Here is a 16,458-nt window from a genome sequence, read left to right as displayed (position 1 = left end):
TTTACGGTTTGGGGTGTTCATCCCAGTCGTCTGTCAGGAAGCGTTGGCCATCGCCATCCGGGTCCTCGAACTGTTTGGATTTCAGCGCCCAAAAGAATCCGCCGAGCCCCAGAGCGCCCAGAAAGAGCGAGATCGGGATCAGGTAAACGAGCATTTCCATGGGGTCACTTCAACCTAAGTGCGTTGATCGACACTGTAATCGATGACAGAGACATCGCCAAGGCGGCGGCCAGCGGGGTTGCAAAACCCAACAACGCAATCGGCACTGCAACGGCATTGTAGGCCGCGGCGATGCCGAAGTTTTCACGGATGCGACGCGTGGCTTTGCGTGCCGTGGTGACGGCCCCCGACATGGGCGCGATGTCTGCCCCCAGCAACACGATATCCGATGCCACACGGGCCGCATCCAACGCGGTGGCAGGCGAGACAGAAGCATGCGCGGCAGCCAGAGCGGCAGTGTCATTCAACCCGTCCCCAACCATCAACACGCGATGGCCCTGATCTGAAAGCGCCTGCACCAGTTGGGCTTTGTCATCCGGCAGGGCCTCGGCCCGCCATTTTGTGATCCCAAGGCGGCTGGCCAGATCGGCAACCGGCCCCGGCGCATCGCCCGAGATCAGCTGCACCGTCATGCCCTGTTTCAACAGGCCTTGAATGGCGGCTTGCGCACCGGGGCGCAGGCTGTCGGCAAAGGTGAACTCGACCGGGGCATTCTTTCCAATACGCAGCCAGGCGGCAGTTTGCGCGCCAGCGTCGGCCCCGACCCATGCAGCGCGGCCAAAGCGAATTTGTTGGTCGGCCAAGGTGGCTTGGATGCCATGGCCGGGCACTTCGGTGACGTCATGCACCTTGGCCGGTTTGATGCCGGCCTCCCGCGCGGCCTTGCTGAGCGCATCGGCCAGAGGGTGCGCCGAAGCCGAGGCCAGCGCCAAGGCGATTTCTAGCACGCGGCGGGGGTGATCGCCCAGATTTGTCGGCTGCGGGGCGCCAAGGGTCAGGGTGCCGGTTTTGTCGAACACGACGGTGTCAACCTCGGCCAGACGCTCAAGTGCGGTGGGGTGCTTGATCAGCATCCCCTTCTTGAAAAGCCGCCCCGAGGCTGCCGTGGTCACCGCCGGAACCGCCAGACCCAGCGCACAGGGGCAGGTTATGATCAGCACAGCAACGGCAATGTTCAGCGCAAGGCGCAGATCGCCCGCATACCAAAGCCAGCCGATGAAGGCGAACAGCGCCAGAAGATGTACGCCGGGCGCATAGATCTGCGCGGCACGATCAGCAAGAGAGGTATAGCGGTTTTTCGAGGTCTCGGCGACGGCCACCAGTTCAGCCATTCGGTGCAGCGAGCTGTCTTCGCCCGCGGCGGTTACCTGCAGTTCCAGCGGACCGGTCAGGTTGACCTCGCCGGTGGACAAAACCGCGCCCTCGCCGGCAAAAACCGGCAGGCTTTCGCCCGTCAGCATGGAGCGGTCAATTTCTGACTGACCGTGCGTGACAACGCCATCAACAGGCACCCTTGCGCCTGGTTTGACGTGAACAATGTCACCCACGGTCAGCTCGGCGATGGCGACGGTCTCCTCTCCGTGCTCGCCTATTCTGATTGCGCGCGGGACTTCCAGCGCGGCCAATTCCTCGGCTGCTGAACGGGCCACGGCGCGGGTACGGTGATCCAGATAGCGGCCCATCAGCAGGAAGAAGGTCAGGGATAGGGCCGCGTCAAAGTAGGCATGATGCCCGCTTTGAGTGGTTTCATAAAGCGACATCGCGCCAGCCAGCAAAATAGCCAGAGAGATCGGCACATCCATGTTTAACCGCCCGACCCGCAGCGCCTGCATGGCGTGTCGGAAGAAGGGTTGGGCAGAAAAGACGATCGTCGGCAGGGCAATCGCCGCTGAAATCCAGTGAAACAGGTCTCGCGTCGCATCTGCAGCACCCGACCAGACGGCGACAGACAACAGCATGACGTTCATCATGGCAAAGCCCGCGACGGCCATACGCATCAGGATATCACGTCCGGCACGGTCGGTTGCCGTGGCCGACAGGGTGGCCGCATCCAACTCGTGCGCCTCATAGCCGATACCGTTCAACACATTGATCAGCGTATCGGGCGCGATATTGGGGTCAGCGTCCACGGCCACACGTTTGAGGGTTAGGTTGACGCGCGCTTCGTGCACGCCCGGCTGGGTGTTCAGGGCGCGCTCAACGGCAGAGATACAGGCGGCGCAATGGGCGGTGGGCAGAGACAACAGAAAACGCGCTTCGGTGGGCGCGGACTGCGCAGCCAGATCCTCGGCACTGCCAGCAACCGAACAGGCCGGGCAGGCAGCAGGACGGGATATCTCGGCCATCGTCATTGATCAGCCCCGCACGTAGATTTCCAACCGCTGCAGGAACGGCGTGCCATCCGCAGAGGTCGCTTCAACCAGCATCATCCACTTGCCACGCTGCAAGTTGACATCGGCTGAATAGGTGCCCGCATAGCCGGTGAATTCAGGGCGAATGTCATCCCGCGCTTCCGTGGTACGGCCGATCAGCACCTTAAAGTCCTGCGGCGTGACCGAGGCCCCATTTGCGCCCTTAAAGCTAAGCTTCAGTTCGCCATCCTCATAGCCGTGATCAATCATCCAGCCCAGTTTTTGCTGGGCCAGACGTTTTTCATTGAACGTCTGGCTGGCCACGTAAGAGTTCTTGACCTCGAGCCCCGGAAAAGTGCCCACGGCCAAATAGGCCATGGTCAGGTTCACCGAGATAATCACCGCAAAGGCCGAAACCGTGATGATCAGAACTTTGTGTCCAGTCAGGGGTTTGTCGCTCATTGTGCTTTTCCATTGAATACTGTGTCTTCAAAGGCGCGATCGCCGTTCGAGTTGTCTTCGACCCAAATCCGCATTTGGGTGCGTTCCAATTGTGCCGGATCAGACCCACGTGGCGCAATGACATAGACACGTTGGATTTTCATGCTGTCGGCGGGCACGGTGACGGTGGGATAAGGCGAGCCTTCCACTTCAAGCCGCAGGGTTGGGTCACCAACGACTGAAATACGAAATGGTCGGTCGTCGCCATGTTTGTTGCGCAGGCGGATTTCATATGTGTTGCGGATAGAGCCATCCGACAGCACGACGTAAACCGGGTTGCGTTCAGGGCGCACGGTCAGATCAATGTCAGAGCGCATGAACAGTGCCACGACCAAGCCAATCCCCACCAGCGACCAGAGAGTCGTATACATGATGGTGCGCAGACGGAAGATGTGTTTCCAGATCGACTTGGGTGTTTCGCCGGCACGTTCACGCGGTTCATCCGTCAGCGCCATGTAGTCAATCAGCCCGCGCGGTTTTCCCACTTTCGCCATGATGTCATCACAGGCGTCGATGCACAGGGCGCAGGTAATACAGGCGAGCTGCTGACCGTCACGGATATCGATACCCATCGGGCAAACATTGACGCAGGCGTTGCAGTCGATGCAATCGCCCAGCTGATCAGCGCCCTCTTTCTTACGGTGCTTGCCGCGCGGTTCACCGCGCCAGTCGCGATAGGCCACGGTCAGGGTGTCTTCGTCCATCATCGCGGCCTGAATACGCGGCCAAGGGCACATGTAGATACAAATCTGTTCACGTGCGAACCCGCCAAACAACATGGTTACCGCCGCCATCACAAAGATCGTGGTATAAGAGATCGGGTGGGCGTTCAGGGTGAACAGGTCAACCAGAAGGGTCGGCGCATCGGTGAAATAGAACACCCAAGCACCGCCCGTCGCCAGCGCGATCAGCGCCCAGACGATGTATTTTGTCAGCCGCAACCGGACCTTCTTGACGCTCCAGTCCTGCTTCCACAGGCGGATGCGTTTGTTGCGATCCCCTTCGATCCAGCGTTCCACCAGTATGAACAAATCTGTCCAGACGGTTTGTGGGCAGGCATAGCCGCACCACACGCGCCCCAGCGCCGAGGTAAACAGGAAAAGCCCAAGCCCCGCCATGATCAAAAGGCCGGCGACAAAGTAAAACTCGTGCGGCCAGATCTCGATCCAGAACATGAAAAAGCGACGGTTTGCCAGATCAACCAGCACGGCCTGATCCGGCATGGCGGGCCCACGGTCCCAACGAATCCAAGGGGTTAGATAGTATATCCCCAAGGTAAAGATCATCAGCCCCCATTTCAGCGAGCGGAATTTTCCGCTGACGCGTTTGGGGAAGATCGGCTCTCGTGCAGCATAGAGCTGTTCGGTGGGTTGTTCTGTAGAGCTCAAGGAATCACTCCGGCATCCTTTTGGCGGTTTGCCCCTTTTCGCAGCGCTGACCCATGGCTGCTTTGACGTGGATCAAAGATGCATCCCACATGTGGCAATTCCTGCGCGGCGGTTTTTGCAAATCAGGGGCTTTGCCCAGCACGGACGATTGTGCCAAGGTGGGGAAAACAAGGCTGCAAACCAGCCGGTAAGGGAGGAAAAATGGCGAAGCTGGCGGAGGTGCCCAAGGCATCAGCGACGCAAAAACGTGAATTTACACCTGCAGAAATTGGCGCTTTGGCGCACTTATACCGGGGCGAGGTTTATCGCAGCACGATCTGGCGCACCCGGCTGGATACCACGACAAACTGGTCTGTTGTCACGCTGGGCGTGGCATTGTCGATCTCATTCGCCTCGCCCGAGGCCTCTTCGATCCCGCTGTTGGTGGTGGGGGTGCTGATCTGGTTGTTTATGGTTCTGGAAGCCCGCAGGTATCGGTATTTCAACGTCTGGCGTGCCCGGGCGCGGTATCTTGAAACCCATTTCTACGCGCCGATGCTGGATGACGGCGATCTGCACACAGAAGAAAACTGGCAGAAAACGCTGGCGCATGACTACTGGAGACCCGACTACCACATCAGCTTTGCCACCGCGATGGGGCGGCGGATCAGACGCAACTATCTGTGGATTTTGACGATCCAGTTTCTGGCCTTCATTGGCAAACTGGCCGTGCACCCAACGCCCATCAAGAGCTGGAATGATCTGGTCACGCGTGCCGAACTTGGCGCTATCCCTGGCGAACTTATTTTGCTCATGGGATGCAGCTATCTGGGGCTTTGGGCGGTGTTTGCCTTTCTCACCAGCAGTCGAGACGCCAAACGTGCAGCAGAACGCGGCGGCAGTCAGGCACTTGGCTAAGCAGAGATTTGACGAAGGGGCTGGGTTTTAACCCAAGGCGCGCTAAGTAAAAATGCACCGGCCCCTTGGAAACGCGCGAACAGGATAGGGACCGGTGCTTTCAACCGGGACGCCGGAGCGCCCCGGAAGCTCTGTGTTTATTCGCCGCCACCCAGCTGGTGAACGTAGGCTGCGACGGCGCGGATATCGGCTTCGGACAAACGACCTTTCCACGACGGCATCACGCCATAACGCGACTGGGCGATGGTTTCGGTCAGCGTTTCCGCATCCCCGCCATAGAGCCAAACCGCATCGGTCAGGTTCGGAGCACCCTGATAGATATCGCCGGTGCCGTCTTCCATGTGGCAGGACGAGCAATTATCCAGGAACAGGGTCTCGCCCGCGGTTGCGGCCGCCATGTCATGATCCTGACCCGACAGTTTCATCACGTATTGAACCGTCTGACCGATTTCCTCGTCGCTGAGAATTTCGTCACGCCCGAATGCCGGCATTTCAGAATAACGCGCATCTGCGTCTTCTTCGTTGCGGATACCGTGCGAGATGGTCAGGTGGATGTCCTCAATCGTGCCGCCCCACAGCCAGTCATCGTCCAGCAGGTTGGGATAGCCCAGCGATGCGAAACCCGAGGCACCCGAACCGTGGCACTGTGCGCACCAAGTCTGGAATACGGCCGAACCAGCATTGTTGGTATAGTTCGACAGTTCCGGATCCGCAGCGATGGCGGTCAGGTCCGCCGCGACCAGCTTGCTTTCGACCGGCGCGTTCATGGAGTCGAACTTTTCGATCTCGGCAGCCACATTGGCGCGGGTCGAGAAACCCAGAACGCCGGGGGTGGCTTCCTTCAACAAGGGCCATGCCGGATAGGCGATGGTGTAGACGATCGCGTAAAGGATACAGGCATAGAAGCTGTAGAGCCACCAACGCGGCAGGGGGTTGTTATACTCTTCGATACCATCCCAGCTGTGGCCGGTTGTTTCGACCTCACCAGGCTTGTTTTTGTCGGTTTGGCTCATGACCGCACCTCCTCGTAGCGCGCGACTGTGTCATCGTCGGCGGCTGGTTTGTTTTCGTGCCGGAACGGGATGTCAGCCGTGTCCTTGTATTGGCGGGTGCTGCCCGGGCGCATGACCCAGACAAACACTCCGACAAAGAACAAGGTCAGGAACAGCAGCATCCAGCTGTCGGCGAACTCGCGCAGTATGGAATACAGGTCCATTGGCTCGCTCCTTAACGACTTGCGACCGGCTCGAAGGTCGAGAAGTCAACCAACGTGCCAAGCATCTGGAGATAAGCAACCAGAGCGTCCATCTCGGAGATACCGGGCTGGCCGTCGAAGTTGCGCACCTGTGCCCCCGGATAGCGTTCCAGAAGGCCATCGGTGTCACCCCATGGGTCAATTTGCGCATCAAAGTCGGCCTTGGCGTTCTCCAGCATCTCTTCGGTGTAAGGCACACCGACCAGAGCATTCGTGCGCAGGACGTCTTCGATGTACTTGCCGTCGACCATGCGGTTCACCAGGTAGCCATACTTCGGCATCACCGATTCAGGCACAACCGACTGCGGGTCGATCAGGTGGTCCACATGCCACTCGTCCGAGTAGCGGCCGCCGACACGGGCCAGGTCAGGACCTGTCCGCTTGGAGCCCCATTGGAACGGGTGGTCGTACATGGATTCTGCCGCAAGGCTATAGTGGCCATAGCGTTCCACTTCGTCGCGCATCGGTCGGATCATCTGCGAGTGGCAGACATAGCAGCCTTCGCGGATATAGATGTTGCGACCTTCCATCTCGAGCGGCGAGTAGGGGCGCACGCCGTCCACTTCCTCGATGGTATTTTCGAGGTAGAAGAGGGGGGCGATCTCTACGATGCCGCCGATGGTGACGACGAGGAAACTAAACACCAAAAGCAGCGTTGCGTTTTTCTCGAGGATCTTATGTTTGTCGAGGATAGCCATCTGTGATGTCTCCCTTATTCAGCGGGTGCCGGGACGGCGGCGGGGGATTTACCCTCGACGCTTGTCACGGTTTTCCACAGGTTGATGCACATGATGACTGCGCCTGCCAGGAACAGGACCCCACCCAGACCACGTACAACGTACATCGGGAACTTGGCGGCCACGGTGTCAGCGAAGGAGTTCACCAAGAAGCCCTGCGCATCGACTTCGCGCCACATCAGACCTTCCATGATGCCGGTGACCCACATGGCCGAGGCGTAAAGGACGATCCCGATTGTTGCCAGCCAGAAGTGCCAGGACACCATCGACAGGCTGTACAGGCGTTCCTTGTTCCACAGTTTGGGAACCAGGAAGTACAGCGCACCAAAGGTGATCATGCCGTTCCAGCCCAACGCACCCGAGTGCACGTGACCAATGGTCCAGTCAGTGTAGTGGCTCAGGCTGTTCACAGCCTTGATCGACATCATCGGACCTTCGAAGGTGGACATGCCGTAAAAGCCAACCGAGATCACCATCATGCGGATCACAGGGTCGGTGCGCAGCTTGTCCCAAGCCCCCGACAGCGTCATCAGGCCGTTGATCATGCCACCCCAGCTGGGCATCCACAGCATGATCGAGAAGACCATACCAAGGGTCGAAGCCCAATCCGGCAATGCGGTGTAATGCAAGTGGTGCGGACCAGCCCAGATATACAGGAAGATCAGCGCCCAGAAGTGAATGATCGACAGTTTATAGCTGTAGACCGGGCGTTCAGCCTGTTTCGGCACGAAGTAGTACATCATGCCCAGGAAGCCTGCGGTCAGGAAGAAGCCCACAGCGTTGTGGCCGTACCACCACTGGGTCATCGCGTCTTGCACACCTGCGAACACCTGCACCGATTTCGAGCCGAAGATCGACACGGGGATCGACAGGTTGTTGACCAGATGCAGCATCGCGACGGTCACGATGAACGACAGGTAGAACCAGTTGGCCACATAGATGTGCGGCTCTTTACGTTTGATGATGGTGCCTAGGAAGACCGCCAGATAGGCCACCCAGACGATGGTCAGCCACCAGTCGACGTACCATTCAGGTTCTGCGTATTCCTTGCCCTGCGTTGCGCCCAGCAGATAGCCGGTTGCGGCCAGCACGATCACCAGCTGGAAGCCCCAGAATACGAACCATGCAAGGTTCCCACCCCAAAGGCGCGCCGCCGAGGTGCGCTGTACCACATAGAACGACGAAGCCAGCAACGCGTTGCCACCAAAGGCGAAAATCACTGCCGAGGTGTGCAAGGGACGCAGGCGGCCAAAGTTGGCATAGCCTTGGGCCCATTCGAAATTCAGTGCCGGAAACGCCAGCTGAAACGCGATGAACGTCCCTGCGGCAAAACCGACAACGCCCCAAAAGGCGGTTGCGATCACACCGGCACGGACGACTCCGTCCATATATTCCGACGTGTCGATTGATTTGTCTTCATCCATACCCCGCAGCACCACAACGAAAGTGATGGCGGCAGCCGCCATCACGGTGAGCGCGTTTACAAGGTAGGCGACATCTCGGGCATAGTTGGCAGCAATCGCGGCAAGCACCGCGATAACACCAAGAATGACCAGCTTAAGATAGTCCCACATTTTGCGTCCCTTTGTCCTTTCAGCCCCGATTCGAATTGGGGGCAGAACCGTTTTCCACGTCGTGAGATATGCGAGCGCCCGGCTTCAATCGCCTTGATCCATGTCAATGCCGACGTCTGAGGGCGGGGTAGTTTCAAGTAACCAAGACGGTTTGTCGCAGCCGGGGGCGCGGTTTAGCGCCAACGGCCCATCCAAGGAGGACCCCGTGGCCTTTAAAACGCTGCTGACCATCGTGAATAATCCGGATTTGCAGAAATCCGCGCTGGAACAAGCCATCGCGATGGCGATCCGTGAAGATGCGCATCTGGACATCCTTTGCCTTGGTCTGGATCGCACCCAGACCGGCTATTACTATGCCGGCGTAAATGCGACGGTCATGCAAGAGACGCTTAAACGTGCCCAGGAAGATGCGGAAGCAGCTGAAGCCGCCGTTAAGGCCCGCATGGCGCCCGAGACAGTGCGCTGGAGCAGCGAAGCCTGCATGGCGCAGGTCGCGGGCTTGTCTCAGGTCGTGGCACGGCGGGCGATGTTTTCTGACATGGTAATCCTGCCTAAACCCTATGGCGACAACCGCGGCATCGAAGATGAAGCCGCGATTGAAGCGGCCTTGTTCAACGGAAAAACCCCGGTGTTGGTGATGCCTGAAAAGGCTAAGATCGAAGGGATCGGCAAGCGCATTGTGATCGGCTGGAACCAAAGCGCCGAGGCCCTGGCCGCATTGCGCGCCGCTTTGCCGCTGCTTCAGCAGGCTGAAATGGTGAACATCGCTGTCGTCGACCCGCCCCAGCATGGACCGGACAGGTCTGACCCCGGCGGGTTGGTGTCGCAATGGTTGGGACGGCATGGGGTGCGCACAGAAATCTCGGTTCTGGCCAAGACCATGCCCCGGATTTCAGATGTGTTGGCACGCCACGTGAACGATATGGCGGCTGACAGCCTGATCATGGGCGCCTATGGCCATTCGCGTCTGCGCGAAGCCATTCTGGGGGGCGCGACCAGAAATATGATGGAAAACTGCCCGGTTCCCGTGCTGATGGCGCACTAGATCAGACGAAAATGCCGCCGTCGGTATCGTCGCCGGTTTCGTCCATCAGGCGATCCATGTCGGGCACCGTGACGTGACGTTTGCCCTCCAGCTGGATCACCCCATCCTTTTTGAGCGCCGAAATCTGACGGCTGACGGTTTCCAGTGTCAAACCAAGATAATCGGCCATGGCCTCGCGCGTGAGAGGCAGATCAAAGACCACCCGCCCTGCTTCGGTGCCGATGCTGATCGACGCATCGCGGCGGGCGATAATGGCCAGCAGGCTGGAGATCTTTTCGCGCGCGGTTTTACGGCCCAGCAACAACATCCATTCGCGCGCTGCGTCCAGTTCATCCAGTGTCATTTCCAACAGCCGCTGCCCCACATGCGGGGTCCGCAGCATCAGTTCCTCGAACGGCTTTTTCCGGAAACAGCACATGACCAGCGGCGTTGTGGCGATCACGTCATAGGCCGCCGTATCGCGCCCGGGACGCCCGACAAAATCTGAAGGCAACAACAGACCAACCATCTGCGTGCGCCCGTCTTCCATGGTTTGGCTGAGAGTGGCGATGCCTTCAACAACAGACGCCACAAAATCCATCTTATCGCCCGACCAGATGATGGTCTGACCGGCTTCAAAGCTGCGATAATATTTCATCTCTTCCAGCTCATCCAACTCATCCGCATCACATCGCGCGCACACGGCTCGGTGGCGGATTGGGCAGGATTCACAATCTACTTTGGTAGATGGGACATCTTTGAGCATGATTTGGCGCTTTGCTTTTGATTTCGATCAAAGAGAGAGATCGGGCATATTCATAAACCTAGGGTAATGAACACTGAATCGCAACTTACTCGGCTCGGTCTGTTTGACGCGCGGGTGCCCCGGTACACAAGTTACCCCACGGCCCCCCATTTTTCCGCGTCAGTCGGCACAGAGCAATTCACCAGCTGGGTCGATTCGATTCGGCCCGGTGACCGTATCTCTCTGTATCTGCACGTCCCTTTTTGCAGCCGTCTGTGCTGGTTTTGCGCTTGCCGCACTCAAGGCACGCGCTCGGACAAGCCAATACGCGCCTATCTGGATACGTTGAAAACCGAAATAACCATGCTGGGACGCGCCCTGCCCGAGGGCGTCACACTGTCGCGCCTGCATTGGGGCGGGGGCACGCCAACACTTATGGCCGCCGACATGATGACCGAGCTGGCAGAGGCCGTGTTCGCCATCACCCCTTTGGGCGAAGACGCCGAATTTTCCGTCGAGATCGACCCAAACGAGATCGACGAGGCCCGGCTGGATGCATTGGCTGCGGCCGGGATGAACCGCGCCTCAATCGGGGTGCAGGATTTCGATCCCGAGATTCAAAAGGTCATCGGACGCGATCAAAGCTATGACGTAACAAAACGCGCCGCCGACATGATTCGGGCGCGCGGGATCGACAGCCTGAACGCGGATATTCTGTTTGGCCTGCCCCATCAGACCACCGAGAAAATCTCGGAGTCCGTGCAAAAGCTGCTGTCGCTGTCACCGGATCGGGTGGCGCTCTATGGCTATGCCCATGTGCCATGGATGGCGAAGCGGCAACAGATGATCCCATCTGATGCCCTGCCCACCCCACAAGAGCGCCTGAAGCTGTTTGAAACTGCCGCCGATCTGTTCCGATGGGATGGTTATCGCGACATCGGGATTGATCATTTCGCGCGCCCCGAGGATGGCCTGACCCGTGCTCTGGATGCGGGAACGTTGCGCCGCAATTTCCAGGGCTATACGGATGATACGGCCGAAGTGCTGATCGGGCTTGGGGCTTCGTCCATTTCGAAGTTTCCGCAAGGTTTTGCGCAAAACAAGGCTTCGACGTCTGAATATACCGCGCGTATCCGCGAGGGGCAGTTCGCCACCGGGCGCGGCCATGTATTCAGTGACGATGACAAACTACGGTCCCGAATGATCGAAGCCTTGATGTGTGACTTTCGCATCGACGCCGCCGAGATCAAACAGACATTCAACATCGAAGACGCGGCGCTTAACGCCATGTTTGGCGACGTTGCAAAGGAATTTCCCGACATGGTCGTGGTAAGTTCGGCAGGGTTTGAGGTTCCACCCCATGCGCGGGCACTGACCCGGATGATTGCGCGGGGCTTTGATGCTTATGACCTGTCCAAAGCCGGGCACAGCTCGGCCATCTAAGCGCTGCTCATGCCAACAATTTGATTCAACCCGCGTTTTTTTGTATAGTTCTTCTACACTTAACGACATATGGCAGTTCGAGCACGGCCTCTTTTACCCCCTGGGGTGAAGGCTATGTGTGCTGTGCCCGTTCGCCTGATCATAATAGGAGGGGGAGCGTTAAGTCTTATGCGTAACTATTCAAACCTGTTGAAAGCCGCCCTTGCGGCGTTAGTGCTGTCGCCGGGCATAGCCTCGGCGCAGATGTTGTTGTTCTTTGCCCTGCCCGATGATGCGACGCTTCTGACGGCCGAAGAAATTTATGAAATCTATGGCAACCGAACGGAAAACTGGGGGGAAGGATCCTTTGCCTTTCGCGGCTCGGATGGCACATATCGTGCGGTAAACTCGGGCGAAAGATCGGTTGCTTCTGGACGGTGGTACATCACGACCGATGGCAAGAAATGCGATCAGGCCCGCTGGCATTGGCCGCAGGACTTCAAAGTCAAAAGCAAGAAACAGCTAAGCTGTGAACGCTTTGCGCGTGACGCTAACGGACGTATCTGGTCAAAAAACGTCACCACGAACAGTGCATGGAGCCGCGTGAACCGCGATGACATGAGCCGTGGGGATTACTCGTTGGGCATCTACAACGAAGTTGTACGCGAGCTTGAGCTGGACGGCTAAGCCCCGATAACGCTTTCGTCGGCCTCAAGGTCAAACGCTGCGGCCATCAGGGCGCGGGTATAGTCCGTTTGCGGCGCATCAAAGATTTGCGCGGCAGGGCCAGCTTCGACAATGTCGCCCTGCTTCATCACGATCACCTTGTGCGACAAAGCACGCACGACTTTCAGGTCGTGGCTGATAAACAGATAGGCCAGCTTGTGGCGTTGTTGCAGATCGCGCAGCAGATCAACGATCTGTACCTGCACTGTCATATCCAGCGCCGAGGTCGGTTCATCCAGAACCAACAGACGCGGGTTCAGGATCATGGCGCGGGCAATCGCGATGCGCTGGCGCTGTCCGCCAGAAAATTCGTGCGGATAGCGGTGCATGGTGTCCGGGTCCAGCCCGACCTCTTGCATGATGTCGGCGACCATTTCATGACGGTCACGGCCTGGCTCCAGACCGTGCACACCCAGACCTTCGGCGATGACCTGCTCAATCGTCATGCGCGGGCTAAGCGAGCCATATGGGTCTTGGAACACGATCTGCATGTCACGGCGCAACGGGCGTAACTGTTTGGATTTCCAGCCCTGAATGTCCTGACCGTCAAAGCCGATCCCGCCTTGCGATGAAATCAACCGCATGATGGCCAAGGCCAACGTGGTCTTGCCGGAACCGGATTCGCCCACAATGCCCAGCGTTTCACCTGCGCGCACACTGATCGAGGCCTCGTTGACCGCTTTGACATAGCCTGCTGTGCGCCCGAAAAATCCGCGCTTGATCGGGAACCAGACGCGCAAGGCATCGGTTTCAACCAGCTGCGGCGCATCCTGTGGAACCGGACCCGGCTGACCCGAAGGTTCAGCCCCCAACAGCATCTGGGTATAGGGGTGTTGGGGGGCGTCGAAGATTTCAGCCGTGGGGCCGGTTTCGACGATCTCACCGTCTTTCATCACACAGACCCGATCCGCGAAACGGCGCACGATGCCCAGATCGTGGGTGATGAACAGAAGGCTCATGCCTTCGGCCTCTTTCAGCTCGGCCAGCAGTTCCAGAATTTGTGCCTGAATGGTCACGTCCAACGCCGTGGTCGGCTCATCCGCGATCAGCAGATCGGGGCCGTTGGCCAGCGCCATGGCGATCATCACACGCTGACGCTGCCCGCCCGACAGCTGATGCGGATAGGCGCCCAGCCGGGTTTCGGGATCACGGATGCCCACCTTATGCAGCAGCTCGATGATCCGGTCGCGCACGGCGTCGCCGCGCAGACCCTGATGCAGCTCGATACTTTCGCGCAGCTGGCGTTCCAGCGTGTGCAGCGGGTTCAGCGAAGTCATGGGCTCTTGAAAGATAAAGCTGATGTCGTTGCCGCGCACTTTTTGCAGCCGGGCCTTGTCAGCCCCGACCATCTGCTGACCATCATAGGTGATCGAGCCTTTGACCGTGGCGCTGTCGGGCAAAAGCGACACGGTCGACAGGGCCGAAACCGATTTGCCCGAGCCGGACTCGCCCACCAAAGCCACGGTTTCCCCGCGGTTCACCGCAAAGGACACGCCTTTAACCGCAAGGCTGTCCTTACCATCCTGCCGGAAGCTGACTGACAGGTTCTGCACATCCAAAAGCGCGCTCATTGGAAGGTCTTTCTTGGGTCAAACGCGTCGCGGACGCCTTCGAAAATGAACACCAGAAGCGACAGCATGATCGCGAAGACGCTGAATGCGGTGAATCCCAGCCATGGTGCTTGGATGTTCTGTTTCGCTTGCAGCGCCATTTCACCCAGCGACGGGGCCGAGGACGGCAGGCCAAACCCAAGGAAATCCAGCGACGCAAGCGTGCTGATCGTGCCGGTGATGATGAAGGGCAGCATGGTCAGCGTGGCGACCATCGCATTGGGCAGCATATGGCGGAACATGATGGTCATGTTGCTAACGCCCAGCGCCTTGGCCGCGCGCACATACTCAAGGTTGCGGGCGCGCAGGAACTCGGCCCTGACCACGCCCACCAAAGCGGGCCAGCCAAACAAGATGGTCAGGAACACCAACAGCCAGAAACTGCGCCCTAAGATCGCGAACAGGATGATGATGATGTATAGCTGCGGCGTGGAGGTCCAGATTTCGATCACCCTTTGGAAGATCAAGTCGGTCCAGCCGCCAAAATACCCCTGCACTGCCCCGGCCACGATGCCAATCACCGTGGCACAAGAGGTCACGATCAGCGTGAAAAAGATCGACAGGCGGAAGCCATAGATCACCCGCGCCAGCACATCGCGCGCCGTGTCATCCGTGCCCAGCCAGTGCTTGGCATCGGGCGCCGAGGGCGCGGTGCCATCGATATCGTTGATCGTGGAATAGCTGTAGGGGATCAACGGCCAGAGGATGCGGCCCTTTTCGATGACCTCCCCAGCTATCTCGCCGTCTTGGGCATCCGCGATAATCCCTTCGGGGTCATCCCAGCAATCCAGCTCTCCGCCCGAGATAATCAGGCACTGAATTTCGATGTCGCGATAAACCGCCTCGGTCCGCAGATCGCCGCCAAAGGCGGTTTCGGGGTAGAAGTTGTAGATCGGGAAATGGCTTTCGCCGCGATAGCTGACATAGATCGGTTTGTCATTGGCCAGCACCTCGGCGAACAACGACAGGCCAAACAGCACGCTGAAGATGATCAGCGACCAGAACGCCCGGCGATTGCGTTTGAAGTTCTGCCAACGGCGTTGGTTCAGCGGAGACAGCTTCATGATCACGTCTCCCGGCTTTCAAAGTCGATCCGCGGATCAACCAGCACATACATCAGGTCTGACAGGATACCCACCAGCAGGCCGATCAACCCGAACACATAGAGCGTGCCAAATACCACCGGGTAATCGCGCGCCACGGCTGCCTCAAACCCCAAGCGGCCCAAACCATCGAGCGAGAACAGGGTTTCGATGATGATCGAAGAGCCAAAGAACACCCCGATGAACAGCGCCGGGAAACCGGCGATCACGATCAGCATGGCGTTGCGGAAGACGTGGCCATACAGGACCTTGCTCTCACCCAGCCCTTTGGCGCGGGCGGTCATGACGTATTGCTTTTTGATCTCGTCCAGAAAGCTGTTTTTGGTCAGCAGGGTCAGGGTGGCAAAACCCGAAATGGTCGAGGCCAGCACCGGCAGGGCGATGTGCCAGAAGTAATCCAGCACCTTGCCGATCAGAGAAAGGTCTTCGAACCCGTCCGATGTCAGCCCCCTGAGCGGGAACCATTTGAAATACGACCCCCCCGCGAATACCACCAACAACAGCAACGCGAACAGAAAGCCGGGGATGGCATAGCCAACGATAATCGCGCCCGAGGTCCATGTATCGAACGCCGAGCCATCCTTGACCGCCTTGCGAATGCCCAGCGGGATCGAGATGATATAGGCGATCAGCGTAGACCACAGGCCCAGCGTGATCGAGACAGGCATTTTTTCAATGACCAGATCAATCACCCCGGTTGATCGAAAGTAACTGTCGCCAAAATCAAAGGTCAGATAGTTGCCCATCATGATGCCGAAGCGTTCAACGATGCCAATGTCTTCCTTGGCGCATTCAGGTGCCTTCAGATCAGGTTCCCCGTCGAACCCGGGGGCACAGACGATACGGGCGAAACCCAGTTCGACCTCTAGCTCGGCCAGAAACTCGGGCGGCAAGCCGCGCGCGCCAAGATAGCGTTCATCGTTGCCCTGCCCGCTTTCAGCGCCCGCATCCCCGCCACCGGCGATGCCTTCGAACACGTCGCCTTCGCCCTGGCTTTGGGCGATGATCTGTTCAATCGGGCCGCCGGGCACGAATTGCGTAAGGGCAAAGTTGATCAGCATGATCCCAAGAAGTGTCGGGATGATCAGAGCCAATCGCCTGAGGATATAGGCGCCCATGGAATTA

Annotated in this window: 16 protein-coding genes; 4 read left to right on the top strand and 12 right to left on the bottom strand. The window is 58.5% G+C overall.

Annotated features, from left to right (window positions below; genetic code table 11):
- Window position 1 precedes the first annotated feature (1 nt).
- The 4 genes from ccoS to ccoG are packed head-to-tail and all read right to left on the bottom strand — an operon-like array spanning window position 2 to window position 4,240.
- Window positions 2–160: a cbb3-type cytochrome oxidase assembly protein CcoS gene (gene ccoS / locus ATO10_RS13630; protein ID WP_035252509.1), complete on the bottom strand. Its 159-nt coding sequence runs from the start codon at window positions 158–160 to the stop codon at window positions 2–4.
- 4 nt (window positions 161–164) lie between these two features.
- Window positions 165–2,351, bottom strand: coding sequence for a heavy metal translocating P-type ATPase (locus ATO10_RS13625; RefSeq protein WP_155886772.1), 2,187 nt, complete (start codon window positions 2,349–2,351; stop codon window positions 165–167).
- A gap of 3 nt (window positions 2,352–2,354) precedes the next feature.
- The gene (locus ATO10_RS13620) at window positions 2,355–2,813 is read right to left on the bottom strand and encodes a FixH family protein (protein ID WP_035252507.1); all 459 of its coding nucleotides are present in this window, start codon (window positions 2,811–2,813) and stop codon (window positions 2,355–2,357) included.
- Entirely contained in the window at window positions 2,810–4,240 is a 1,431-nt protein-coding gene (ccoG, locus tag ATO10_RS13615) for a cytochrome c oxidase accessory protein CcoG (RefSeq protein ID WP_035252506.1), read from the bottom strand. The genes ATO10_RS13620 and ccoG overlap by 4 nt, the downstream gene beginning before the upstream one ends.
- Before the next feature lie 201 nt (window positions 4,241–4,441).
- Between ccoG and ATO10_RS13610 the strand changes: the two genes are divergently transcribed.
- On the top strand, window positions 4,442–5,137 hold the full coding sequence (locus ATO10_RS13610; RefSeq protein WP_035252504.1) for a DUF2270 domain-containing protein: 696 nt from the start codon (window positions 4,442–4,444) through the stop codon (window positions 5,135–5,137).
- A gap of 137 nt (window positions 5,138–5,274) precedes the next feature.
- On the opposite strand, the gene ccoP is transcribed toward ATO10_RS13610, so the two are convergent.
- The 4 genes from ccoP to ccoN are packed head-to-tail and all read right to left on the bottom strand — an operon-like array spanning window position 5,275 to window position 8,703.
- Window positions 5,275–6,150 (bottom strand): cytochrome-c oxidase, cbb3-type subunit III, encoded by an 876-nt coding sequence (gene ccoP / locus ATO10_RS13605; RefSeq protein WP_035252502.1) that lies wholly within the window; start codon window positions 6,148–6,150, stop codon window positions 5,275–5,277.
- On the bottom strand, window positions 6,147–6,353 hold the full coding sequence (locus tag ATO10_RS13600) for a CcoQ/FixQ family Cbb3-type cytochrome c oxidase assembly chaperone (RefSeq protein ID WP_035252500.1): 207 nt from the start codon (window positions 6,351–6,353) through the stop codon (window positions 6,147–6,149). Before ATO10_RS13600 ends, ccoP begins: the two co-directional genes overlap by 4 nt.
- Before the next feature lie 11 nt (window positions 6,354–6,364).
- Window positions 6,365–7,090, bottom strand: coding sequence for a cytochrome-c oxidase, cbb3-type subunit II (gene ccoO / locus ATO10_RS13595; RefSeq protein WP_035252497.1), 726 nt, complete (start codon window positions 7,088–7,090; stop codon window positions 6,365–6,367).
- 14 nt (window positions 7,091–7,104) lie between these two features.
- A complete protein-coding gene (gene ccoN / locus ATO10_RS13590) occupies window positions 7,105–8,703 on the bottom strand; it encodes a cytochrome-c oxidase, cbb3-type subunit I (protein ID WP_035252494.1) in 1,599 nt (532 codons plus the stop codon).
- A gap of 205 nt (window positions 8,704–8,908) precedes the next feature.
- Here ccoN and ATO10_RS13585 point away from each other — a divergent pair, with 205 nt between their 5' ends.
- The gene (locus ATO10_RS13585) at window positions 8,909–9,748 is read left to right on the top strand and encodes a universal stress protein (RefSeq protein WP_035252492.1); all 840 of its coding nucleotides are present in this window, start codon (window positions 8,909–8,911) and stop codon (window positions 9,746–9,748) included.
- 1 nt (window position 9,749) lies between these two features.
- On the opposite strand, the gene fnrL is transcribed toward ATO10_RS13585, so the two are convergent.
- Complete coding sequence (gene fnrL / locus ATO10_RS13580) at window positions 9,750–10,493, bottom strand: transcriptional regulator FnrL (RefSeq protein WP_035252489.1); 744 nt, start codon at window positions 10,491–10,493, stop codon at window positions 9,750–9,752.
- A gap of 66 nt (window positions 10,494–10,559) precedes the next feature.
- Here fnrL and hemN point away from each other — a divergent pair, with 66 nt between their 5' ends.
- Both hemN and ATO10_RS13570 read left to right on the top strand, forming a co-directional pair.
- Entirely contained in the window at window positions 10,560–11,915 is a 1,356-nt protein-coding gene (hemN, locus tag ATO10_RS13575) for an oxygen-independent coproporphyrinogen III oxidase (RefSeq protein WP_035252487.1), read from the top strand.
- 168 nt (window positions 11,916–12,083) lie between these two features.
- Window positions 12,084–12,581 carry a DUF995 domain-containing protein gene (locus tag ATO10_RS13570; protein WP_035252483.1) on the top strand — a complete coding sequence of 166 codons (498 nt, stop codon included), beginning with the start codon at window positions 12,084–12,086 and terminating at the stop codon, window positions 12,579–12,581.
- Here ATO10_RS13570 and ATO10_RS13565 read toward each other — a convergent pair.
- From ATO10_RS13565 to ATO10_RS13555, 3 genes are read right to left on the bottom strand one after another with little or no spacing between them, the layout of a single operon-like run.
- A complete protein-coding gene (locus tag ATO10_RS13565; protein WP_035252482.1) occupies window positions 12,578–14,191 on the bottom strand; it encodes an ABC transporter ATP-binding protein in 1,614 nt (537 codons plus the stop codon). The genes ATO10_RS13570 and ATO10_RS13565 overlap by 4 nt on opposite strands.
- Window positions 14,188–15,294 (bottom strand): ABC transporter permease, encoded by a 1,107-nt coding sequence (locus ATO10_RS13560; RefSeq protein ID WP_035252480.1) that lies wholly within the window; start codon window positions 15,292–15,294, stop codon window positions 14,188–14,190. The genes ATO10_RS13565 and ATO10_RS13560 overlap by 4 nt, the downstream gene beginning before the upstream one ends.
- A gap of 2 nt (window positions 15,295–15,296) precedes the next feature.
- Window positions 15,297–16,451: a microcin C ABC transporter permease YejB gene (locus ATO10_RS13555; RefSeq protein WP_035252479.1), complete on the bottom strand. Its 1,155-nt coding sequence runs from the start codon at window positions 16,449–16,451 to the stop codon at window positions 15,297–15,299.
- Window positions 16,452–16,458: the final 7 nt, after the last annotated feature.

Origin of the sequence: Actibacterium atlanticum (genome assembly GCF_000671395.1) — a bacterium.
Classification (GTDB): Bacteria; Pseudomonadota; Alphaproteobacteria; order Rhodobacterales; family Rhodobacteraceae; genus Actibacterium_D; species Actibacterium_D atlanticum.
Note: the sequence above shows the minus strand (reverse complement) of the source record. Positions and strands in the feature narration are given on the sequence as shown.

Excerpts from the sequence above, each read along its gene's own strand:
- ccoS (WP_035252509.1), bottom strand. The coding sequence starts at position 160 with ATGGAAATGCTCGTTTACCTGATCCCGATCTCGCTCTTTCTGGGCGCT.
- ATO10_RS13625 (WP_155886772.1), bottom strand. The coding sequence starts at position 2,351 with ATGACGATGGCCGAGATATCCCGTCCTGCTGCCTGCCCGGCCTGTTCG.
- ATO10_RS13620 (WP_035252507.1), bottom strand. The coding sequence starts at position 2,813 with ATGAGCGACAAACCCCTGACTGGACACAAAGTTCTGATCATCACGGTT.
- ATO10_RS13610 (WP_035252504.1), top strand. The coding sequence starts at position 4,442 with ATGGCGAAGCTGGCGGAGGTGCCCAAGGCATCAGCGACGCAAAAACGT.
- ccoP (WP_035252502.1), bottom strand. The coding sequence starts at position 6,150 with ATGAGCCAAACCGACAAAAACAAGCCTGGTGAGGTCGAAACAACCGGC.
- ATO10_RS13600 (WP_035252500.1), bottom strand. The coding sequence starts at position 6,353 with ATGGACCTGTATTCCATACTGCGCGAGTTCGCCGACAGCTGGATGCTG.
- ccoO (WP_035252497.1), bottom strand. The coding sequence starts at position 7,090 with ATGGCTATCCTCGACAAACATAAGATCCTCGAGAAAAACGCAACGCTG.
- ccoN (WP_035252494.1), bottom strand. The coding sequence starts at position 8,703 with ATGTGGGACTATCTTAAGCTGGTCATTCTTGGTGTTATCGCGGTGCTT.
- fnrL (WP_035252489.1), bottom strand. The coding sequence starts at position 10,493 with ATGCTCAAAGATGTCCCATCTACCAAAGTAGATTGTGAATCCTGCCCA.
- hemN (WP_035252487.1), top strand. The coding sequence starts at position 10,560 with ATGAACACTGAATCGCAACTTACTCGGCTCGGTCTGTTTGACGCGCGG.
- ATO10_RS13570 (WP_035252483.1), top strand. The coding sequence starts at position 12,084 with ATGCGTAACTATTCAAACCTGTTGAAAGCCGCCCTTGCGGCGTTAGTG.
- ATO10_RS13565 (WP_035252482.1), bottom strand. The coding sequence starts at position 14,191 with ATGAGCGCGCTTTTGGATGTGCAGAACCTGTCAGTCAGCTTCCGGCAG.
- ATO10_RS13560 (WP_035252480.1), bottom strand. The coding sequence starts at position 15,294 with ATGAAGCTGTCTCCGCTGAACCAACGCCGTTGGCAGAACTTCAAACGC.
- ATO10_RS13555 (WP_035252479.1), bottom strand. The coding sequence starts at position 16,451 with ATGGGCGCCTATATCCTCAGGCGATTGGCTCTGATCATCCCGACACTT.